Genomic DNA, 19,882 nt, shown 5'->3' on the forward strand with positions numbered 1-19,882 from the left:
AGGTGGATGAACGGAGTTCTGAGGTGGATGAACGGAGTTCTGAGGTGGATGAACGGAGTTCTGAGGTGGATGAACGGAGTTCTGAGGTGGATGAATGAGTATCTGAGGTGGATGAACGGAGTTCTGAGGTGGATGAATGAGTCTTTAAGCCAATGCTTGAACTTCTAACTCCCCCTGCCCCCTGCCCCTTGCCCCCTGCCCCCTGCCCCTGCCCTACCTAACGATAAACTTAACAATGTGAATAAAATCCCAAATCCCAATTTAGTACTATGCCATTAATCAAAGTGCAAACTTCTGCAACTGCTCCTCAAAAAGCTGAAATTGAATCAATGCTTTTAAACTTATCAGCCAAGTTAGCGAAACATTTGGGAAAACCAGAATCTTATGTAATGACTGCTTTTGAGCCAGAAATTCCCATGACCTTTGCGGGGAATACAGAGCCGGTTTGCTACATTGAAATTAAGAGCGTTGGTACAATGAAGCCAGATCAAACCGCAGCAATGAGTCAGGAATTTTGCCAGCAGATTAATCAAACTCTAGGTGTGCCCAAAAATCGCATTTATATAGAGTTTGCAGACGCTAAGGGTGCGATGTGGGGCTGGAACGGCACAACCTTTGGGTAATTTCCCGTCTTCTTTGGTCAAGACTAAGTTAATCTGGCAGGTGTAGGATAGAGATCCTACATCAACTCTTGATTTTTTATGTCTGCTACGCCTCTTGTATCTCAAGTTGAGTTACACAACCCAGTAAAATCAGAATTAATTCCTCCCCTTCTCGGTGCTTCTCTTGCGGAGTTAACTACTTGGGTGCAGCAGCAGGGACAACCTGCTTACAGAGGAAAGCAGCTGCATGAATGGATCTATGACAAGGGAGTGCGATCGCTAGCTGATATTTCTGTCTTTTCCAAGCAATGGCGGAAGGAAGTAGCAGAAATCCCCATTGGGCGCTCAATTTTACATTACCGCTCTGTGGCTCCCGATGGCACAGTCAAATATCTTTTGCGATTAGCAGACGATCAAATTATTGAAACTGTTGGCATTCCCACCTTTGCAGAAGCGGGAGATGGGCCAAAATCCCGTTTGACAGTTTGCGTCTCTACTCAAGTGGGTTGTCCAATGGCGTGCGATTTCTGCGCTACTGGTAAAGGAGGCTACAAGCGCAACCTAGCACGGCATGAAATTGTCGATCAGGTGTTAACTGTGCAAGAAGATTTTCAGCAACACGGCAGTCGCTACAACGGGGGGAACCCCCGCAACGCGCTGCCTCGGGTTAGCAATGTGGTGTTTATGGGATTGGGTGAACCGTTGTTAAATACTGAGAATGTCCTAGCAGCGCTGAAATGCCTGAATCAAGATGTCGGTATTGGGCAGCGATCGCTTACTGTTTCTACAGTTGGGATTCGCGATCGCATCCGTCAGTTCGCGCAAAACAATTTGCAAATCACCCTCGCTGTAAGTCTCCACGCCCCTAATCAAGCACTGCGGGAAAAACTCATCCCCAGCGCCCGCGCTTATCCTCTAGAAGATTTGCTGGCTGAATGTCGAGAATATGTAGAAATCACTGGACGCCGCGTTACCTTTGAATATATACTCCTCGCTGGTGTCAACGATTTACCAGAACATGCATTGGAACTATCAAAGCGTCTGCGAGGATTCCAAAGTCATGTGAATTTGATTCCTTATAATCCCATCCAAGAAGCAGACTACAAACGCCCCAACCGCGATCGCATTCAAGCATTTGTCAACGTCCTTAAGCAACAAAATACTGCTGTTAGTGTGCGTTATTCCCGTGGTTTAGAAGCTGATGCTGCTTGTGGACAACTTAGAGCAAGTAAGAATTAAACCCCTTGTACTCAATTTTATAAATCAATATATAGGACTAATATTTGATTTTTGAAAAAGCTCGGTACAATTTGAAAAGCCTAATTCCCTATTCCCCGTCTATGTTTTGTACCTATAGAGCAATTATAAATAATGTTGACATTTTAAGGGTTAAGCGATCTTCAACCCAACCTATAACAATTAAGGAAATAATTGCATGTTAAATCGCTTATTAATGGTTAAAGCATGGCTACTATTAATTGTACTTGCAAAAACTTTATCAATTAATTCTCCTGCCTATGCACAAATAATTCAGACAAATCCTCAGCAACCTGAGTCTTTTCAAGAAAGAATTAGACAACAACAAGAGGAGCAAACTCAGCGAACACAAGAGCAATTTAATGAAACATTGCTTCGGCAACAGTTTCAGCAACCACAGCTACAACAACAACTGAGACTACAACAGCAACAATTTACACAACAACGGCAAGAACTGATACGCCAGCAACAACTGAGACTACAACAAGAACAATTTACACAACAACGGCAAGACTTTACACGACAGCAACAATTAAGAATACAACAGCAACAACTCAGACAAGATCAACAAATTAGACAACAGCAACAATTGAGATTACAAGAACAGATACGACAGCAACAATTCCAACAACAAAATAACAACCTGTGAAATGCTCAAAATTGTTGATAAGTAATTTTATTATTAGAAATTAGGGAATATTTTCTCTAATTTTTAATTTTTAATCACTAGCGCTGTGCATAAATACCTGGGGCGTAAGCCTCAATCACTTTGCCAGTGCGAGTACAACTAATCATCAAGTAGTCACAACTAGAGCATTGTGTTCGAGTTAATTGACTATCAAAAATATAATAGCGTTCTGCTTGGCAACCACAATTTGGGCAGTAAATTTTTTGTACTGTCTGCATTTGAAAACCCCTGTTTGTAATTATTTTTTATTTTAAAAAACTGCCAGTGAAACTAGCAAAAATTTTGATTTGACCCAACTTAACAAACTTTCTTAATATAGGCTGATTATTTTAAACAAAATTTCAGATTTGAAACATTTACGATATCTTTGTATATTATCCTAACATTTAAGTGATTTTACCCTCCTACTTTAGATACATAAATTGTTTTTTAATTAAATACTGCTTAGAGATTTACTGATCCCTATGGTGAATGCCTTGAGAGAGACTTATTTATAGTCACTTCAGACAAATAGAAAAAAAGCCGTTCTTGTATTCAAAAATTAAACACCGAAAATTACTGTATATTTAGTAACAAAATATCTATCTTAAGATTTAGTTAATATTTGCTAGCAAGATTTATCATATTAAATTGTGGTGAGCTAATTTCATTAAAACTAAGACTTACGCACACTTTATGAGTCTTGGCACTCTCGGCTCTCGGCATCTTCTCTACAAGACCAGGCCGAACGTAACGGGGCGTTCGCAGCGTCTCCAAAAGTTGCCCATTGCGAATTGGGTTAGATTTCTAGGTTAAAGGATGCTTTATTGATGAGGATATCGTTTTGAAATCTAAGTGTGACACTCCAGTATGGATTGATGTCTTCTCTATGAGATTCGTAATCAGTCAAATAAACATCTTGATTGTTCCACTGGTAAATCTTTTCATGTATTTGTCCATCAGCAGAATCTATATTGTTTTCATAAATCAAGATACCATCCCAGCCTAGAATGGAACGAACTTCATCATAAGACATACCTGTAGATATAGAGTTATATAAATTTTCCCTGATTTCAGATGACAAGTTTATCTGTTTAATCTGTATAGTTTCATTAGTATTTTGATTAAAGACTTTGAAGATAGAGTTTATAAAGAAGGTAGGCATCTGAGTAATAGAAAAAACTCTATGGGAATATATAAACGCAATCCATGCCAATAAAGCAACAGCTAAAAATATTGAATATTTCATAAAAAAAGGGTGATTATTCCACCCTAAAATTTTCTCCAATTATATTAAGCAGGATAATAACTAACGAATCCCTGCACTGCTTTCGTGGGAGGTGGTGTATGAATTCATAATAGTATTGATCGTACCCCATACTCTAGCTGTCGTCTCTTCATTAAAACTACCATTTAGTTCAGCACCAGCATTCTGAACGGTAAAATTTTTAAAACTTTTTCCGACTTTACCATTGTTGTATTCGGTTTCAACCTTACCATCAATGTAAATATTATTAGACGAAGAATTGTAATCTTGGGTGCGAGTTGAATTGGTTACATTATCGATGTTGAAATTAGTCTCTGTTCTGCTTTGCTGAATTGTCCACTGGTTCAACACAAAAGTCTCACCTGCTTTAGCAGGGCTAGCAAACAAAGTAGCAAGAATAGCTAAACCAAGAACTTTCTTCATTACTTTGTCCTCATTATAAATTAGTTAGCTTTGTCAGAGAAACTAATCTTGCCAAAGGAACTAAAAGAAGTACTAGGGTGGATTAACCACCCTAGAATATTTTCAAATTGCATTAAACACTATTAAGAATTAACGAACACCTGCGCTGGTTTCATGAGCATTAGTATATGAGTTAGTTGTAGTATTAATAGTACCACCAAGATTAGTCCAATTAGTTTCACTATATTTACCATATAGCTCACTACCTGCTGTATTATTCGTAAATTTATCAAAGGAAATTTCTGTACCACTAGCAGGTGTGCTGATATCAATAGCACCATCGACATCAACCTTATCAGCCCAAGAACTGTATTTTTCGTTACGTTGTGAGAAAGTCTTAGAATCAAGCATTAAATCAGTCTTTGTCACGCTGTTACTCCATGAATTTTCGTCACGCACAAATGTTTCACCAGCAAAAGCAGGAGTAGTTAAGAAGGTAGCAAGAATAGCAAAACTAAAAACTTTTTTCATGAGTTTATCTTCGTTGTGAATTAGTTGTCTTTTTCAGTCTCATTTTTAGGTAATTCTTGAGACTGGAACCTTGGAAGTTTGTTAGGTTCATTTGTATTAGTTCTGTTTATAGCAACCCCTTTACAGACAGCATAAATAGTAGGAAAGCTGTCGGGGCTTAGTTGGATACCAGCGCTGATTAGTTCAGCACAGGCGCGAGCATTGATAATCTCTACATCATATTGAGTCTTACGAGAAATAGTCTCAGCCATTTGTTTGCAAGTACTCCCTAAGCTTCCACCCAGAGGGAAAACTATAGCAGCATTCACAGCATAAGAGGCATTGTTAGAGAAACTAATCCCGTCATAAGAACTTAAAGCAGTCCCTAATATTAAAGATGGTCGCGGACACACAACATTTATTCCGGCTACTCCTTGAATTTTATAAGTAGCCGATTCACCAAGGTTGTAAACTCCTGTTTGATTAATTGCAGCAGAGTTTCGTTGTTGATTATCAAGAGTCTGCTCTTGATTAGGCTGAGATTGAGAATTAACAGAGTTAGTGACAGATTGTGCTTGGGCTTCGAGATTTATACTAACTACTCCCAGTAGACATAGTAAGGAATAATTAGTAAATAGTCGTAGAGCTTTTTTAAACATTTGAAGTTTTTTAGATATTGCAAAAGAAGGATGTTAAGAGTCATGGATTAAGTAACTTGGCAGAATAAAACCAAACTCTGTTAAGAAAGATAAATTCAAGAAAAATTGTCTTTCTTTTTGCCTCCTACCTCCTGCTTTATCCCAACGACAAATTTTTACTCTGAGGTACTTGGTTGACTCATTGGGTGCTTTACCTCATTAAAACAATAACGAGTATCTATCATGGCTATCTGTAGTATTTACCACTTTATTTACTCTTTAAAGTGTCGAGGTTTTTAAATTTTTGCTGTTCGTTCTTCATCACGAATTAATATTCTCAATGATCCCAAAAAAAAGCGAGGGGGGTTTTGTGGGATTAAGTGGGAAATTGGGAAATATTAATATTCATGAAATAAATATCTGATTAACTCTAAAAAATAAATAATTAACTTTTTAAAGCAATGATAATAAAATAGTAAAGATAAAATGAAGTTTAAATCAACTATTTTAAAAGTTAGTCAATAGAAGCTAATTTTTAAAGATCAAATAAACTTCATCATAAATTACTTCATACCTTGTATCATGACAAATACTTAGATAAATAATATTTCAATCATCTCAAGTTCACAAATTTTATATGATTCCTATTTGGCTTCTGAAAAAACGTCTTACTCCTCTACCTCTCTTCTCTCGTGTTCCCTGTTTTCATGAGTAAGTTGATAGATCAAATCAGATTGCTATATAAACTATTAAAATTCAAAATTAGCGAGCGCTTTGTCACAGCCTCTCACGCCACTTGCTACAACGGGGAGGCAATCCTTTGGGTAGGCAATGCCCGACTTGTTCGCACAAGCGTTTTTGACAGGAGAAGGAACTGCCGTGAGAACCCAGGCAACACAGTGGTTCACTGTGGGAGAAAGGGTGTTAAAGCCTTTAATTTACGCTAATTAAGCATCTAGATAAAATTCATCAGATTAGTTTGACCTATGAACATCCAAGAGTTATTAACCGTTGCGGATAAAGTGGTATCAAAATCATCTGGCAGACACTTAACTGATTTACAAAGTGATTTGTTAAAAGCATCTTCTGAAAATCAGACATACGAACAGTTTGCCAACGATCGCGGCTACTGCCTCGATTATATAAAGAAGGATGTAGGGTCTACGTTATGGCAATTGCTATCTCAAGCATTAGGAGAGAAAGTTACAAAAAAGAACTTTCGGCAAGCATTAGAGCGATATCAACAGGCTCAAAAATTTGTGACTTATGATGAAAAAGAAAAACAGCAATATTTTGGCATCTATCTGATGTTTTGGCTTTTTAAAGAAGCACAGAAGAATTCGACAACTTTTGAGATCGATACTACAGTATAGATGCCGAGTAATACTGCCGCCTTGGAATTGAAAACTTCAGCCATATCAAGAAGGATGAAAATAATCGTAAATTTCTTGAGCTAAATGCGGGCCGATTCCTGGAACCTCTGCAAGTTGTGTGGGTGCAGCTTGCCGGATATAATCAACTGAGCGAAAATGCCCTAGTAACTGCTTTTGTCGATGATGTCCTAAGCCAGGAATTTCATCTAAACGCGATCGCTTCAATTTATCACTGCGTTGCTGACGATGAAAAGTCACTGCGAACCGATGCGCTTCATCCCGCAATCGCCGCAACAACTGCACCCCTGATTGTTCTGAATCAGTTGTTAAAGGTTTAGATTCTCCCGGTAAAAAAATCTCTTCTCGCTGCTTCGCCAGACTCACAACTCGCAAGTCTTCTAATAAATTCATCTCTTGTAAAACGGCGACAACTGATGATAATTGACCTTTACCACCATCAATCATAATTAAATCAGGCCAATCTGGATTACCCAAACGTGACAACTGTGGATCGTCGCCATACTTACGGAACCGTCGCCCAATAACTTCAGCAAGACTAGCAAAATCATCTGAATGTCCCGCCGTCACTGTGGGATTTTTAATTTTGTAGTGGCGATAATGCTGTTTGGCTGGTAAACCGTCGATAAACACGACTTGTGAAGCTACTGCATTTGACCCTTGAATATGGGAAATGTCATAACCTTCGATGCGGTGGGGTACATCTGGTAAATCGAGAATGGCTGCTAAATCTTGCATTGCTTGGTCGTTGCGATCGCCTAATTTCTGCATTCTTTGCAATTCATACTGGGCATTTCGCTCTACCATCTCAATTAATTCTGCCTTAGTTTGCCGCAAAGGAGTCAAGATTGTGACTTTTTTACCTTTACGTTGAGTTAAGACATCCGCTAATATCTCGCTATCTGGTAAATCATGCTGTACCAATATTTCTAAAGGTATTTCCACTGAGTCAGCAGTTTGATAATGTTCCTCTAAAGCTCGTTGTAAAATAGCTCCCGGTTCTGCGTGAGCATCCGCGACAAAAGCCAAGCGTCCTACTAATTGTCCAGCACGAATCTGGAATAGTTGAATGCAAGCGTATTCTTCGTTGGCTGCCAGTGCGATCGCATCCCGTGAAACTGTATCATCTGGTAAGGAAACTTTTTGATTTGCTGTCAGCGACTTTAACCCAGAAATTTGGTCACGAATCCGTGCTGCTGACTCAAAGTTCAAGTTTTCCGATGCTGCATTCATCTGTTGAGTCAAAATATCAATCAGTTCCTGAGTTCGCCCTTGGAAGACCATCGCTATTTTTTGCACAATTTTGCGATATTCTTCTGGTGAAATCATCTGTTGACACACACCTGGACAACGCCCTAAATCATAATTCAAGCAAGGACGGTCTTTAAAAAGTGGTTGAGGTCGTTGTCGTTGGGGAAAGATCCGCTTGCACAGGCGGACAATTTCTCGTAAAAGACCAGCATCAGTATAAGGCCCGTAAAATTTGTCCTTTTCTTTGCCAAATTGTCGTTTACGGGTAATAAAAATTCGTGGATAATCTTCTGACCAAGTGATGCAGAGATAGGGATATTTTTTATCATCTTTGAGCAGCACGTTAAAGTATGGCTGGTGCTGCTTGATCAAATTCGCTTCTAGTGCTAGGGCTTCTGCTTCGGTATCAGTGACAATGAATTCAATTTCTGTCACCAACTTCACCATCGTGGCGATACGTTCACTCTTGTTGTAGCCATCCCGGAAATAGGAACGGACACGCGATCGCAACTTACGTGATTTACCTATATATATAATGCGATCGCTACTGTCCCGCATGAAATAAACCCCCGGTTCCGGTGGAATTTCAGCTAGACGATTTTCCAGTCGTTCTGGCTCTTTAACCAGTGGTAATATTTGAGTAGGTATTGTCACAACTAAAATTAGCTAATCTTTCTCTATTTTAAAAAAAATTATTTTTTCGTGCCGATTTAAGAAAGTATTTATCAAGTAAATGTAAAGTAGCTAATACTGCAAGGCGGAAGTCAAAAGTCAAAAGGTTTTAATTTTAGGGTTTCTAGCTGTTTTAAATGGTCTGCTTATTTCCGCCGCGCTGTACTAGGTTTTTAGTCTCCACATAGAGAAGTCTGTAGGCGCTTCTGCGGCTTCTTGCAGGGTGGCTTGGTTTCCGACGATAGCGGCGCACCATCTCAAGTTGGTTTGTCATCAAAACCCTATAGACACACATTAGCGCAGTGATACGTTAGCATAGCGGGACAAAACCCGATCTAATTTCGCGTCTTTTTGGAGTTGTCATAATAAAAACTTAGCTTTTTGAATTTATAATTAGCATTTTAAAATCAACAGTTAAACCGGATCTACCTTGAAAACCGTAGTTTTTTGGAATTAGGTTAAAGCTCACAACTCAAGCCACAACCGAATAATACACTCTCATGAAAAATTACAGTTTTCCAAATATACAAGGTTTATTTGTGATTAAAAATTATTTTTTAATCCATTGGTAGAGGCATATAGATGTAGACCCTTATAACCGATTAATTTGTTGCAAATATTTTTATAAACAGTATAACCTAGAAGCTTAAATAATCTTATAACTGGGAGGAATTATTCATAAAAAAAGAGAGGTGTTAGCTCCCTTACTTATTTGTAGTTTTGAACCCGCAATCTTAAATAGATGCTTTTTTAAACTTGCATTGCGTAACAAACACGCCAGCAACACCCAACAAACCAAGCATTAGTGATGGTTCTGGGACTGCTGCGGGAGGTACACCTTGGATAGTGACTTCATAATTACCACTATGGGATATGCGATCAATTTGTTCAACTAAATGAGAGTCGGTAGCTTTAAAACTATACAGGTAGTTAGTCTTGCCATCATAAGTGTATTTGACAATTTCACTTGCTTGTAATGAAGGTGGAAGTAGGTTAGATAGGTTAGACGGCAATCCTAAAAAGGGTGTTATAAGGGGTGTAGCATTTAAGTGACCGGCTAAACCAATACTAATTAAACCACTAGTGTCATCTTGATTAACATAAGAAATATTTGGGTCACTAAAGCGTTGAAATCCGCCATTTGTAAGAAAGCTGTTAAACAAAGTCTGTTTAGTATAGCCGGATGCAGCGAGTAAAGTACTAATGGTACTATTAGAATTTAGAACCTGGTTAAACCAGGTGTTAGCTAAGTTATTTAACCCATAGGTCGTAGTTGTTTGGCCAACTCCAAACCAGTCATCAAAAGTGAGGCTGCTTAGAGTCAGGGTTTTCCCACCGATTGTACCTGTCAACGTGGTGTTTTTGGTAAAATCAAAACCAGCTTGTTCACTACTAGCAGCTAGCTCCACATTTCCAGTAGGACTGGCAGCGTTACCACTTAGAACTTTTTGTACATTTTCACTATTGTTTGCTACTGTAAAGGTATTTGTAGCATTGGAATCATAGACTAAATAATCACTGGCTGCTGTTCCACCAATAGTGACGCTAGTGAGGGTTCCAGCCTGTGCTGGTACAGTGGCAACAGCGCTTACACCAATAGCCATTGAGGTACCAATTAAAAGTTTCTGAAAAGTCATTTTCATTTTTTCAAGTCTCTATCATTTGGAAGTTAAGTTTTAAGCTACTGCCGTTTCTAAGCTTGAGCTGTATTGACTACAGGCTTTTTGTTAATACGACTCTTTAAAAGCGCAACCTGCATTATTAGCAATTTTTGGTATCTGAGCGTACAAACCAAGTTTAAGAAACGGGGAGACCTGATTGGGTAAAGTTCCTCCTGTTATCAATAAAAAGATGACAAATTTTTTGATATTCTTTTACGTTTAATTACGTAAATTTTGATTGTAAGAGTTACAAAAAGAAAAGTATAATAATTTTAAAGTCTGTATAGTACGGTTATTCTTAGGGACATAAAAATGTGCGCCACACCTCTAGAGCGCGTGTTTTATCCATAGACTTTGCTGCCAAAAATCTTAAGTGTTTAGCTTGAGAAGAAATTCAATGAAGGAACTGGGCAATTCTTTCCACAGCAGTTTCTAACAAAAGTGGCTCATGCACTAAGGCAAAGCGGACATATCCTTCTCCTGATTTACCAAAGCCAGCACCTGGGGAAGCAGCGACACCAGTTTGTTTGACTAGCTGAGTACAAAATTCGATTGAGTTTTGACTCCAATGTGAGGGCAGTTTTGCCCAAATGTACATTGTGGCCTGGGGAGTAGAAACATTCCAGCCAATGCGGTGTAAAGCAGTGATGAAAGCATCACGGCGCTGCTGGAAGGTAGCGACAGCAGATTTTACCCCAGCTTGAGGGCCAGTTAGGGCAGCGATCGCACCATTCAAAATCCCCTGATACTGATTAAAATCAACGGCGGCTTTTACCTGGCGTAAGGCGTTAATTAACTCGGCATTACCGATGGCGTAGCCAATGCGGAAACCGCCCATATTGTAGGACTTGGAAAGGGTGAAAAATTCAATCGAGACGCTTTTTTCTGGATCAGCTTGCAGAATTGAAGGGACTAGGGATTTTGGATTTTGGACTTCGGCTTCGTTCAGTCGAACGATTTTGGATTTTGGATTGGGAGAAGAATCTGGCGACTCCCCAGTTTCCTGAAATACCAAATCTACGTAGGGGAAATCGTGAACTAGCACAAGATTGTGTTGCTGACAGAAGGCGACAGCTTCTTGGAAAAAAGATAAAGGAGCGATCGCAGCAGTGGGATTGTGAGGATAACTTAATACCATCATCCGTGACTGAGCCAAGACTGGGGCAGGAATATCAGCAAACACTGGTAAAAAAGCGTTTTCTACCCGTAGTGGCATCGGGTAGATTTGACCACTGGCTAGGTAGACTCCTCCCGCATGAGAGGGATAACCCGGGTCGAGCAATAGGGCAAAATCTCCTGGATTGAGTATTGCTAGGGGTAAATGGGCAGTACCTTCTTGAGAACCAATTAGAGGTAGTACCTCAGTTTGAGGATCGACTTTGATACCAAATTTTTGTTCGTACCAGTTGGCTGCTGCTTCACGAAACCTTTGAGTACCGTTAAACAACAGATAGCCGTGGGTACTGCGATCGCAAAGAGACTGGGCGATTGCCTCGATCACATGTGCCTCAGGTGGTAAATCAGAAGACCCCAACGACAAATCAATTACCTCTCGTCCAGCGGCCAAAGCGATCGCCTTAGCTCTGTCCATATCAGCAAATACATTAGACTGCAGGGGTTGTAAACGCTTTGCAAATTCCATGTTAGTCATTTGTCCTTTGTCATTTGTCATTTATCATTTGTCTTTTGTCCAATGACCAATATTTCTCTACAAGAGGCTGCGCCCTAAGCGTAGCTGTGTCGCAGGCTTTACGGCAACACTCAGTACAAGTGACCAATAACCAATGACTAATGACTAATGACTAATTACTATTTAAGTGCGTATCTAAGAGTTCGAGCAATTTATCTTTACCGATGACTCCCTCAGTGGATATCAAAACTTGCTGGTCTTGAAATAGTCTTAAAGCTGGTACACCTTCCACTTGATACTGCTTAACAGTAAGTGGGTTAGGATCAATTTCCATTTTAACGACTTTGAGGCGATCGCTATATTTGGTAGCAGCTGAGTTAATCAGGGGCGACATCAATTGACAAGGCCCACACCAGGAAGCCCAAAAGTAAACTAATACAGGCTGTTCAGCTTTTAATACTTCTGTTTCAAACTCAGCATCAGTTACGGTGATTACAGCCTTACTCATTGTAGTCTCCATCAGGTGGCGATCAAAGTTGGCACACACAATACTTTATCCCAAAGTAGTCAATAGTTTATAGTCAATAATTCATAGTTATTTTGACTGTTAACTATTGACTAGTGACGTAAAATCCCACAACCAATAGGTGTGGGACTAGCTCAAATGAGTTTTCTAGCAATTTTACAATTGATCCAATTGCTTGCGTAGAGAATCCAACTCGGCATCAACCACTTCATTAGATTTAGGAGCAGTAGTTTCTTGTTGCGGTGGCAGTTGTGCTTGAGTGACTGGAGTGGCGGGTGGTAGCATTTGCGCTTTTAAAGCTGCCAATTCATCATCAACATCGCTATTACCTTCCAATAGGGCAAATTGGCTTTCTAAATCGGCACCCGCCAACTCTCCTGCTGCCTGGGCCCGGGATTCTTGCATCAAGACTTTTTCTTCCATCCGCTCGAAGGCAGCCATTGCACTGCTGGTATTCATCCCACGCACCATGCCTTGAAGTTGCTCTTGGGCTTTGGCGGTGGTGATCCGAGCTTTAAGCATTTCTTTCTTGGTTTTAGCTTCAGAAATCTTGCTTTCCAGCTGGATTAAGTTGCGCTTGAGGGTTTCAACTTGAGTGCTTTGGGTGTCTAAACTAGCTTTGAGGGCGGTGCTGGTGTCTGTATAAGTTTTTTTGCGCTCTAGAGCTTGTCGTGCTAGGTTTTCATCACCTTTTTGCAGCGCCAACTGGGCATTGCGTTGCCACTTATTGATTTCATTTTGGGCATCATTATACTGTTTCTCACTGCGTTTTTGGGAGGCGATCGCTTGAGCTACTCCCTGACGCAGCTGCACCAAGTCTTCCTGCATTTCCAGGATGGCTTGTTCTAGCATTTTTTCGGGGTCTTCGGCTTTGTTAACCAGATCGTTAAGGTTAGAACTAACTACTCGCTTAATGCGATCAAATAATCCCATAACTTTGTTTTTCCTTGTTTGGTTTACGCTTTTTCTTGGACAGTTAGCTTTTTATTTTTTAATAGCTACTTATTTCAATGTAATCTTTCCGGTTTAAATCAGTACGTTATAACAACTCTTAATTGTTAAGATATCTCCAAAGTGGGGTAATTAGCAGAACTTCAACGACATCATTCAAAGTGCTGAGTGGAAAGTAGCGGCAGAAGACTTGGGGACAAGAAGAATTAGAGACAAAGGGAAAGACTTGTTGCAAGTTTTCACTCAAGTCACCTTGTCTCCCTTGCTCCTTACTCCTGTGCCTATTTTTCAAGAATCCTGAGTTTTAGGTAACTGTTGTTGGGCAGGCTGTGTCTTTTGGCTTTCCTGGGTGAGGAGACTGTTGTGCTGTGTGTTTTCTGCCCCGTTTAAAACCTGCACCTTCATCGCTGCCAATTCGGCATCTACATTATTAGTAGATTCTAAAGAAGTAAATTGTGTTTTCAAGTCGTCGCTACTGAGTTGAGCTATTGCTTCTGATTTAGCTTCTATTTGCGAAACTTTTTCTTCCATACGCTCAAAGGCATTCAGACTGCTGGTGGTCGAAACTGTGCCAAGCATTTCCTGGAGGCGATAAGACGCTTCGGCAGAACGGGCACGAGCAATATACATATCTTTTTTTGTTTTCGCCTCAGAAATTTTTAACTCTAGCGATCGCATATCCTTTTTTAGCCTAGCGACTATCTCGTTTTGCTGCTCTATTTGAGAAAACAGAGTTGTGGCGGTTTCTTTATAAGCTTGGCGCTTAGTCAAAGCTTCCCGTGCTAGAAGTTCGCTGCCTTGTTGCAGGGCCAATTGGGCGCGGCGATACCATTCTTCTGTTTGAGACTGGGCGGCAACCGCCTGCCGTTCGGTGCGTTTTTGGGTAGCGATCGCTTGTGCTACACCCTGCCGCAACCGCACCAGATTTTCCTGCATCTCTAGAACAGTTTGCTCTAGAATCTTTTCTGGATCTTCTGCACCACTGATCAAACTATTGAGATTAGCTCGAATCACCCGCAGGATACGCTTGATTAATGCCATGTCGGCTCTCCATTCACGAAACCCAGTACTGAGTGCTGTTAGCGGATAGCTAACAGCACTCAGTACTCATTGACTCAGCGCTCATAACTCAGGACTGTTCTCTCATGGTATCGTAGATTTTCGTAACTTATGGCTGCTGAATCCGTGCGTTGATTCCCTTTGTCTGTAACAATTTCAGATGTTGTTGTACTTGCTGTTTAGTCTTAAAAGCACCCAAATAAATCAATTCTTTATTGGATGATAAATAAGCATCGGGAATTACTTGCCGTGCTGAGGCAAAAGCTGCACCTTTATTATCTATCACTACATGATAGAACCCATCTGTTGCTGGTTTGATTTCTGCATCCGGCTTGGGTAAGGTATTTGCCGTTGAAGTGGGAGGCAAATTCAGGGGAGGCAAGGGCTGTACTGTCGGTACTGGTGCTAAAGCGATCGGATTTTTCGGTTTTAGGGCTGTGTTGGGTTCAGGCAATGCCGCTTGAGGATTTGTGAGGTTTTGGGGAACGACTGGATTCGGAACTGCTGTGAGGGTTGGTTGGACTTTGGGTTTTAAGCCAACCACATCATTGGGGTCTCTAACTTCAGGAAACTCTTGGGCAGCGAGATTAGGATACTTGGGTATAGATGTGCTTGGTGGTTGGATCTGAGGTTGGACAGTACTTCCGACTTCCTGAGCATTTTCTGGTGCGGGAGACGAGTTCCCATTAAACAACTTGCCTAAATTCCATTCTGGCAAGCTTTTGGGATTGAACACTACATAACCCAAGGTAAGACTCGCTACCAATAGCAGCAACATCGAGCCGATACCTAAAGGTGATAGCAGACTATCGCTAGAATTGCTTGGTTTCTTGGTTTCTGGTTGTTCTTCTGTCAGACTTCGCAGCAGTGCTTCACTAGATTCCAAATAGTCATCTGGGTGCTTGGGGGTGTCATTTGGCTGCAAGAGGTTTTCGCTCTTAGTATCTTTAATGATTGCTGGCACGATGCTGCTACTAAAGTTCGGCGGTGGCGGCGGAAGTTGAGTTTGTGTTTTAGCAGAATCTGAGGCAGAGGGCACATTGAGATCATTTAGTTCTTCAACTTTTGCCATAGGTGATGCTGGGTTCTTTTGAGGATTCACAGCTAGAGAAGATGTCGGTGGTATGTCAATTTTTGCAGATGGCGTTGAAGTTCCCTGAATATTCACGGGTACAGATATAGGCGGCACGTTAGGTTTAGTTTCGCTTACTGATGACTGAGTTGTGCCCGATGTTGTAGGAATGGCAGTTAACGGGTGAGATTGACTGCTTATGTAAGTTGCAAAATGAGGCTGCTTTGATGCTACCAAACCAGTTCGCGTGCGTCGGTATCGAGCTAACTCTTGATCTAGTGGCACTTCTAAACTCGCTAGCGCTGCTGCTAGTGCTGGTTTCAACGCAGGTGTTTTAGACGATTGAGTACCGGAATTATTCAGGGGGTTTTGAGTCATTGCCTCTGTGCCTCAAACGTAGATTGCTGAAATTAACTTTAGATATATTTGTGACAATAGTAGCGAAAATTATTTAAATAGATAGATTGGGAATGAAGCATTGAAAAGAGGCAGACGGGAAAATTCTTTCTTGCTCCCTGCCCCCTGCCCCCTGCCCCCTGCCCCCTGCTCCCTCATCTTCTCGCACTCTCTACTTTTAACGATGTCGTTGAAATCAATTAATGATATTTTGGGCGCTTTAGAAAAGCAGGCTAAATGGCAAGAGCAACCGTTTCAACGCCTGCTCAAGTTTTGGCCAGAAGTTGTTGGCTCAGTGGTTGCTGCAAATACTCGACCATTGTCGATTCAGCGCGATGTTTTGTCCGTAGCAACTTCTAGTGCTGCTTGGGCGCAAAACCTGACTTTTGGCCGCTCGTCTCTGCTTTTAAAATTGAATAAAAACTTACCAACACCTTTGGTTGATATTCGCTTCTCTACTGCTAACTGGCAAAATCCATCTGTGCAGAGAAAACAGCAACAAACGGTTTCGCCCCATGAACATCCCAGTTACCTTGGTGATGAGATTAGCCGCCTTGATGTTACACCCACCAAGGATGTAAATGCTGCTTTTGGGCATTGGGCGAAGATTGTGCGATCGCGATCGCATCGCTTACCTCTTTGTCCGCAGTGTCAATCTCCCACCCCACCCGGCGAACTCCAGCGCTGGGAAGTCTGTTCTGTCTGTGCTGCTAAAAAGTTTTAAATTGAAAGCAAAATAGTTTAGCGATTATTTGTTGAGCACAATTTTTCCTCAAGTAACTTGCTGCTATATAAAATAGTTCTAATTCTTGAGAAAAAATGTATTTTACTGCTCAAATCTGCCGAATGTGGTATGCAAAATAGGCTATTTATCTAAAATTATATGCCTTAAGTTCTCCTTAAGGAGGAAGTTAAAAGGCTGGATAAATCAAAAAATTTAGTTTTAGTCTTGATCCCTAATAACTTTTCGCCAAAATCCATAGGTAACCACTCTAAGAATTATTTAAATATATAACAAGAATATAAAAATATCATGAAATTTATTTTTTCATTGGGATCGCTGAAACCTATATAAAATAAGGAGTTTTTGGCTCTTATCAGTCTTTATATATAGAAGCAAAATATAAGGATGAAATTCAGCCAAAAACGGCACTAAAGATCAATCCAAATGAAACCCATTAAATTTTTAGCATCTGCCTGTAAATATTGCCGTCATTACCAGCCAGAAGGTCGCCGTGGTGGAACGTGCCAGCAGTTGGGAGCACCAGTTCAAGCGACTTGGAAGGCTTGCTCTTTGGCGCTCCCACCTTTTGCGCCTTCTTGGGAAACCTTAGAAGATGCTTGGAGTTTGCCAGATGTAGCCCCAGTTTTAACATCTTCTCATCCCTTAGCCTCAGATGTAGACAATGCTGCTCTTGCCCCTTTAGAGGAAATAACTGCCTGTATATCAGAACAGGTAAAGATTAAAGCAGTCGTTATTTAGTTATCCATTATTACTGAACTGATTTTGTAATTTCCTTAAAATAAGATTTTTTTTAAGATTTTTAGTACTGTAAATGTTGATATCAACAAAAATCGCACCCTTTAGTAAGGTGCGATTTTTGCAGTTTTAAGGTAACCAAGGAAAAGAGCGAAAATCTGGTGGTCGCTTTTCCAAAAACGCTTGTTTGCCTTCAGACCCCTCTTGTGTCATGTAATAAAGTAGGGTGGCATTGCCAGCGAGTTCTTGTAAACCAGCTTGTCCGTCACAATCAGCGTTAAAGGCGGCTTTAAGACATCGAATTGCGATCGGACTTTTTTCTAAAATCTCTTGCGCCCATTGAATACCTTCAGTTTCTAGTTCTTCCACTGGGACGACACAATTAATTAAGCCCATTTCTAGCGCTTGTTGTGCATTATATTGGCGGCAGAGAAACCAAATTTCTCTAGCTTTTTTTTGTCCCACGATACGGGCGAGATAGCTGGCTCCAAAACCACCGTCGAAACTGCCGACTTTCGGACCAGTCTGTCCAAAAATAGCGTTATCAGCAGCGATGGTAAGGTCACAAATCAAGTGTAGGACATGTCCACCACCGATCGCATATCCAGCTACTAAAGCAATTACCACTTTCGGCATGGAACGAATTAAGCGTTGTAAGTCCAGCACATTCAAGCGAGGGATGCCAGTATCATCCACATAACCCGCATGTCCCCGCACGCTTTGATCGCCACCAGAACAGAAAGCATATTTGCCATCAGTATGTGGGCCATAACCAGTAAATAGGACAACACCAATAGTAGTATCTTCACGAGCATTACAGAAAGCGTCGTACAGTTCAAAGACAGTTTCAGGACGGAAAGCATTGCGTTTATGGGGACGGTTGATGGTGATTTTCGCAATGCCATCAGTTTTTTGATACAGGATGTCTTCGTAGGTTTTGGCAGTTTGCCAGTTAATTTGCATTGGTATGAAGTGCGCTGTTGCTTTGAGAATTTTATCGCGGACGTAGGGACAAGCGATACCTGCGGTGGTCACTGAGCCTGCCCTGAGCGTAGCCGAAGGGCGCAGCCGAAGTGTGGGCTACGCCTACGCTAAAATTGGTGTCTCAAGCCTTTACAATCTGGTAATTGTCTGGGTGTTGAGGAATAAAAATGCGACGTGACACCATCTTCTACAAATTATTTAAGCAATTTCCCGGTTTGCTGTTTGCATTAGTAGATAAACCACCCCCAGAAGCAGAAAACTACCAGTTTGAATCAGTTGAAGTAAAAGAAACAGCGTTTCGGATTGATGGAGTATTTTTACCTCCGGCTAATGCAGTTTTCAAAACTGTCTTTTTTGCAGAAGTGCAGTTTCAGAAGGACGAAGACTTATATCATCGGTTCTTTAGTGAGTTGTTTTTGTTTCTCTACCGCCACTCTATCCGTTACGATGACTGGTTTGGAGTCATAATTTTTGGTTCTCGCAGCCTGGAATCTTCTAACTCAAGGATTCACCGCGCTTTGTTGGAAAGTGGTCAAATCAGGCGGGTTTATCTGGATGAGTTGAGGGATTTGCGAGAACAACCTTTGGGATTGGGTTTGATGTTGCTGACAAATGTTACTTCTGAAACGGAAGCAGTAGAAGGGGCGCGGTTTTTGCTGGAACAAGCACGGCAACAATCGGAGCAAGTGATAATTGATTTAGTTACGACGATTATCGTCTACAAGTTTTATAACCTGAGTCGAGAGGAGATTCAAGCAATGTTGGGACTGAATTTGGAAGAACCACGGGCGATTCGGGAAGCGCAGGAAGAAGGAGAAAGAAAAATCATTTTACGACTATTAAATCGGCGCTTGGATAATATTCCTGATGCGCTTCTGTCACAGATTCAAGGGTTATCGGTGGAACAGTTGGAAGCTTTAGGTGATGCTTTGTTGGATTTCTCTACTCTTGCTGACTTGGAAGGGTGGTTACAAGGTGAAGTAAGCGGGTAAGTTTCACCTACAGATACACAGGAGAAGGCCGATCGCACTCAAGTAAAATTTTCATAGCTACAAATCCGAAGTGAAGAAGCATTTGCAGCTTTGATGAATCTGAGGCTGGAAGACATGCAGGTATATCAAAAGCAGTGGAAGAAAAAGTGCGTAGGCGTAGCCCGTCGTAGACATCGCTTATCCTGCGACTGTTAAAACGACTATTTGATAAAATTGTTGAGGAACTTTTAACCAAAATTCAGACATTATCACTAGCCTGGATTTCTCAAAAAGAGATAAAAAATGGGGTCAAAAACTGCGAAAATCTATATAGGACATGCATTTCAGCAGCGATAAAGCATGACCCCAACATTAACAGATTGCACACTAAAACAATTCAAATTCTCAGTTGAAAAGTCGCGCCCAGTTGTGGTCTTTATCCACCTCAACTCTAGACTCGACTATGCAAATATGATGTCTTGGGCAATAATGAAA

At 40.9% G+C, this 19,882-nt stretch carries 20 protein-coding genes; 7 read left to right on the forward strand and 13 right to left on the reverse strand.

What is annotated here, in order from left to right:
* Positions 1 to 269: 269 nt before the first annotated feature.
* The 3 genes from V7L20_RS09230 (at position 270) to V7L20_RS09240 (ending at position 2,508) form a co-directional block, all read left to right on the forward strand.
* A complete protein-coding gene (locus V7L20_RS09230) occupies positions 270 to 623 on the forward strand; it encodes a phenylpyruvate tautomerase MIF-related protein (RefSeq protein ID WP_334743784.1) in 354 nt (117 codons plus the stop codon).
* A gap of 78 nt (positions 624 to 701) precedes the next feature.
* A complete protein-coding gene (gene rlmN, locus V7L20_RS09235; protein WP_334743785.1) occupies positions 702 to 1,841 on the forward strand; it encodes a 23S rRNA (adenine(2503)-C(2))-methyltransferase RlmN in 1,140 nt (379 codons plus the stop codon).
* Positions 1,842 to 2,037: 196 nt separating this feature from the next.
* Positions 2,038 to 2,508, forward strand: coding sequence for a hypothetical protein (locus V7L20_RS09240; RefSeq protein ID WP_334743786.1), 471 nt, complete (start codon positions 2,038 to 2,040; stop codon positions 2,506 to 2,508).
* A 77-nt stretch (positions 2,509 to 2,585) separates the two neighbouring features.
* Here V7L20_RS09240 and V7L20_RS09245 read toward each other — a convergent pair whose 3' ends face one another.
* From V7L20_RS09245 to V7L20_RS09265, 5 genes are all read right to left on the reverse strand, one after another.
* Complete coding sequence (locus tag V7L20_RS09245) at positions 2,586 to 2,765, reverse strand: replication restart DNA helicase PriA (RefSeq protein WP_334743787.1); 180 nt, start codon at positions 2,763 to 2,765, stop codon at positions 2,586 to 2,588.
* Positions 2,766 to 3,325: 560 nt separating this feature from the next.
* Positions 3,326 to 3,775 carry a hypothetical protein gene (locus V7L20_RS09250; RefSeq protein WP_334743788.1) on the reverse strand — a complete coding sequence of 150 codons (450 nt, stop codon included), beginning with the start codon at positions 3,773 to 3,775 and terminating at the stop codon, positions 3,326 to 3,328.
* 60 nt (positions 3,776 to 3,835) lie between these two features.
* Positions 3,836 to 4,216, reverse strand: coding sequence for a hypothetical protein (locus tag V7L20_RS09255; protein ID WP_334743789.1), 381 nt, complete (start codon positions 4,214 to 4,216; stop codon positions 3,836 to 3,838).
* A gap of 129 nt (positions 4,217 to 4,345) precedes the next feature.
* Positions 4,346 to 4,726, reverse strand: coding sequence for a hypothetical protein (locus tag V7L20_RS09260; protein WP_334743790.1), 381 nt, complete (start codon positions 4,724 to 4,726; stop codon positions 4,346 to 4,348).
* Between the two features lie 20 nt (positions 4,727 to 4,746).
* The gene (locus tag V7L20_RS09265; RefSeq protein ID WP_334743791.1) at positions 4,747 to 5,364 is read right to left on the reverse strand and encodes a hypothetical protein; all 618 of its coding nucleotides are present in this window, start codon (positions 5,362 to 5,364) and stop codon (positions 4,747 to 4,749) included.
* A gap of 965 nt (positions 5,365 to 6,329) precedes the next feature.
* On the opposite strand from V7L20_RS09265, the gene V7L20_RS09270 reads away from it, so the two are divergent.
* Positions 6,330 to 6,716, forward strand: coding sequence for a hypothetical protein (locus V7L20_RS09270; protein WP_334743792.1), 387 nt, complete (start codon positions 6,330 to 6,332; stop codon positions 6,714 to 6,716).
* A 45-nt stretch (positions 6,717 to 6,761) separates the two neighbouring features.
* Here the strand turns inward: V7L20_RS09270 and uvrC are convergent, their stop codons facing one another.
* From uvrC to V7L20_RS09305, 7 genes are all read right to left on the reverse strand, one after another.
* Positions 6,762 to 8,639: an excinuclease ABC subunit UvrC gene (gene uvrC / locus V7L20_RS09275; RefSeq protein ID WP_334743793.1), complete on the reverse strand. Its 1,878-nt coding sequence runs from the start codon at positions 8,637 to 8,639 to the stop codon at positions 6,762 to 6,764.
* A 752-nt stretch (positions 8,640 to 9,391) separates the two neighbouring features.
* The gene (locus V7L20_RS09280) at positions 9,392 to 10,294 is read right to left on the reverse strand and encodes an NF038130 family PEP-CTERM protein (protein WP_334743794.1); all 903 of its coding nucleotides are present in this window, start codon (positions 10,292 to 10,294) and stop codon (positions 9,392 to 9,394) included.
* Positions 10,295 to 10,712: 418 nt separating this feature from the next.
* The gene (locus V7L20_RS09285) at positions 10,713 to 11,969 is read right to left on the reverse strand and encodes an LL-diaminopimelate aminotransferase (protein ID WP_334743802.1); all 1,257 of its coding nucleotides are present in this window, start codon (positions 11,967 to 11,969) and stop codon (positions 10,713 to 10,715) included.
* A gap of 151 nt (positions 11,970 to 12,120) precedes the next feature.
* Positions 12,121 to 12,456 (reverse strand): thioredoxin family protein, encoded by a 336-nt coding sequence (locus V7L20_RS09290; protein ID WP_334743795.1) that lies wholly within the window; start codon positions 12,454 to 12,456, stop codon positions 12,121 to 12,123.
* A gap of 174 nt (positions 12,457 to 12,630) precedes the next feature.
* Positions 12,631 to 13,407 (reverse strand): PspA/IM30 family protein, encoded by a 777-nt coding sequence (locus tag V7L20_RS09295; RefSeq protein ID WP_334743796.1) that lies wholly within the window; start codon positions 13,405 to 13,407, stop codon positions 12,631 to 12,633.
* A gap of 306 nt (positions 13,408 to 13,713) precedes the next feature.
* A complete protein-coding gene (locus V7L20_RS09300; RefSeq protein ID WP_334743797.1) occupies positions 13,714 to 14,466 on the reverse strand; it encodes a PspA/IM30 family protein in 753 nt (250 codons plus the stop codon).
* Between the two features lie 127 nt (positions 14,467 to 14,593).
* Positions 14,594 to 15,934: a hypothetical protein gene (locus tag V7L20_RS09305; protein ID WP_334743798.1), complete on the reverse strand. Its 1,341-nt coding sequence runs from the start codon at positions 15,932 to 15,934 to the stop codon at positions 14,594 to 14,596.
* A 202-nt stretch (positions 15,935 to 16,136) separates the two neighbouring features.
* Between V7L20_RS09305 and V7L20_RS09310 the strand changes: the two genes are divergently transcribed.
* Complete coding sequence (locus V7L20_RS09310) at positions 16,137 to 16,676, forward strand: DUF721 domain-containing protein (RefSeq protein WP_334743799.1); 540 nt, start codon at positions 16,137 to 16,139, stop codon at positions 16,674 to 16,676.
* 444 nt (positions 16,677 to 17,120) lie between these two features.
* Positions 17,121 to 17,435 carry a hypothetical protein gene (locus V7L20_RS09315; RefSeq protein WP_334743800.1) on the forward strand — a complete coding sequence of 105 codons (315 nt, stop codon included), beginning with the start codon at positions 17,121 to 17,123 and terminating at the stop codon, positions 17,433 to 17,435.
* 126 nt (positions 17,436 to 17,561) lie between these two features.
* On the opposite strand, the gene menB is transcribed toward V7L20_RS09315, so the two are convergent.
* Positions 17,562 to 18,395: a 1,4-dihydroxy-2-naphthoyl-CoA synthase gene (gene menB, locus V7L20_RS09320; RefSeq protein ID WP_334743803.1), complete on the reverse strand. Its 834-nt coding sequence runs from the start codon at positions 18,393 to 18,395 to the stop codon at positions 17,562 to 17,564.
* A gap of 188 nt (positions 18,396 to 18,583) precedes the next feature.
* On the opposite strand from menB, the gene V7L20_RS09325 reads away from it, so the two are divergent.
* Entirely contained in the window at positions 18,584 to 19,408 is an 825-nt protein-coding gene (locus tag V7L20_RS09325; RefSeq protein ID WP_334743801.1) for a DUF2887 domain-containing protein, read from the forward strand.
* The last annotated feature ends 474 nt before the right edge of the window (positions 19,409 to 19,882 follow it).

This window comes from Nostoc sp., from assembly GCF_036916735.1.
In the GTDB taxonomy this organism is placed as follows: domain Bacteria; phylum Cyanobacteriota; class Cyanobacteriia; order Cyanobacteriales; family Nostocaceae; genus Nostoc.

Coding starts and splice junctions, on each gene's coding strand:
- V7L20_RS09315 (WP_334743800.1), top strand. CDS start 17,121: ATGAAACCCATTAAATTTTTAGCATCTGCCTGTAAATATTGCCGTCAT.
- V7L20_RS09305 (WP_334743798.1), bottom strand. CDS start 15,934: ATGACTCAAAACCCCCTGAATAATTCCGGTACTCAATCGTCTAAAACA.
- V7L20_RS09280 (WP_334743794.1), bottom strand. CDS start 10,294: ATGACTTTTCAGAAACTTTTAATTGGTACCTCAATGGCTATTGGTGTA.
- V7L20_RS09300 (WP_334743797.1), bottom strand. CDS start 14,466: ATGGCATTAATCAAGCGTATCCTGCGGGTGATTCGAGCTAATCTCAAT.
- V7L20_RS09255 (WP_334743789.1), bottom strand. CDS start 4,216: ATGAAGAAAGTTCTTGGTTTAGCTATTCTTGCTACTTTGTTTGCTAGC.
- rlmN (WP_334743785.1), top strand. CDS start 702: ATGTCTGCTACGCCTCTTGTATCTCAAGTTGAGTTACACAACCCAGTA.
- V7L20_RS09240 (WP_334743786.1), top strand. CDS start 2,038: ATGTTAAATCGCTTATTAATGGTTAAAGCATGGCTACTATTAATTGTA.
- V7L20_RS09325 (WP_334743801.1), top strand. CDS start 18,584: ATGCGACGTGACACCATCTTCTACAAATTATTTAAGCAATTTCCCGGT.
- V7L20_RS09310 (WP_334743799.1), top strand. CDS start 16,137: ATGTCGTTGAAATCAATTAATGATATTTTGGGCGCTTTAGAAAAGCAG.
- V7L20_RS09290 (WP_334743795.1), bottom strand. CDS start 12,456: ATGAGTAAGGCTGTAATCACCGTAACTGATGCTGAGTTTGAAACAGAA.
- V7L20_RS09260 (WP_334743790.1), bottom strand. CDS start 4,726: ATGAAAAAAGTTTTTAGTTTTGCTATTCTTGCTACCTTCTTAACTACT.
- menB (WP_334743803.1), bottom strand. CDS start 18,395: ATGCAAATTAACTGGCAAACTGCCAAAACCTACGAAGACATCCTGTAT.
- V7L20_RS09285 (WP_334743802.1), bottom strand. CDS start 11,969: ATGACTAACATGGAATTTGCAAAGCGTTTACAACCCCTGCAGTCTAAT.
- V7L20_RS09270 (WP_334743792.1), top strand. CDS start 6,330: ATGAACATCCAAGAGTTATTAACCGTTGCGGATAAAGTGGTATCAAAA.
- V7L20_RS09265 (WP_334743791.1), bottom strand. CDS start 5,364: ATGTTTAAAAAAGCTCTACGACTATTTACTAATTATTCCTTACTATGT.
- V7L20_RS09295 (WP_334743796.1), bottom strand. CDS start 13,407: ATGGGATTATTTGATCGCATTAAGCGAGTAGTTAGTTCTAACCTTAAC.
- V7L20_RS09230 (WP_334743784.1), top strand. CDS start 270: ATGCCATTAATCAAAGTGCAAACTTCTGCAACTGCTCCTCAAAAAGCT.
- V7L20_RS09245 (WP_334743787.1), bottom strand. CDS start 2,765: ATGCAGACAGTACAAAAAATTTACTGCCCAAATTGTGGTTGCCAAGCA.
- V7L20_RS09250 (WP_334743788.1), bottom strand. CDS start 3,775: ATGAAATATTCAATATTTTTAGCTGTTGCTTTATTGGCATGGATTGCG.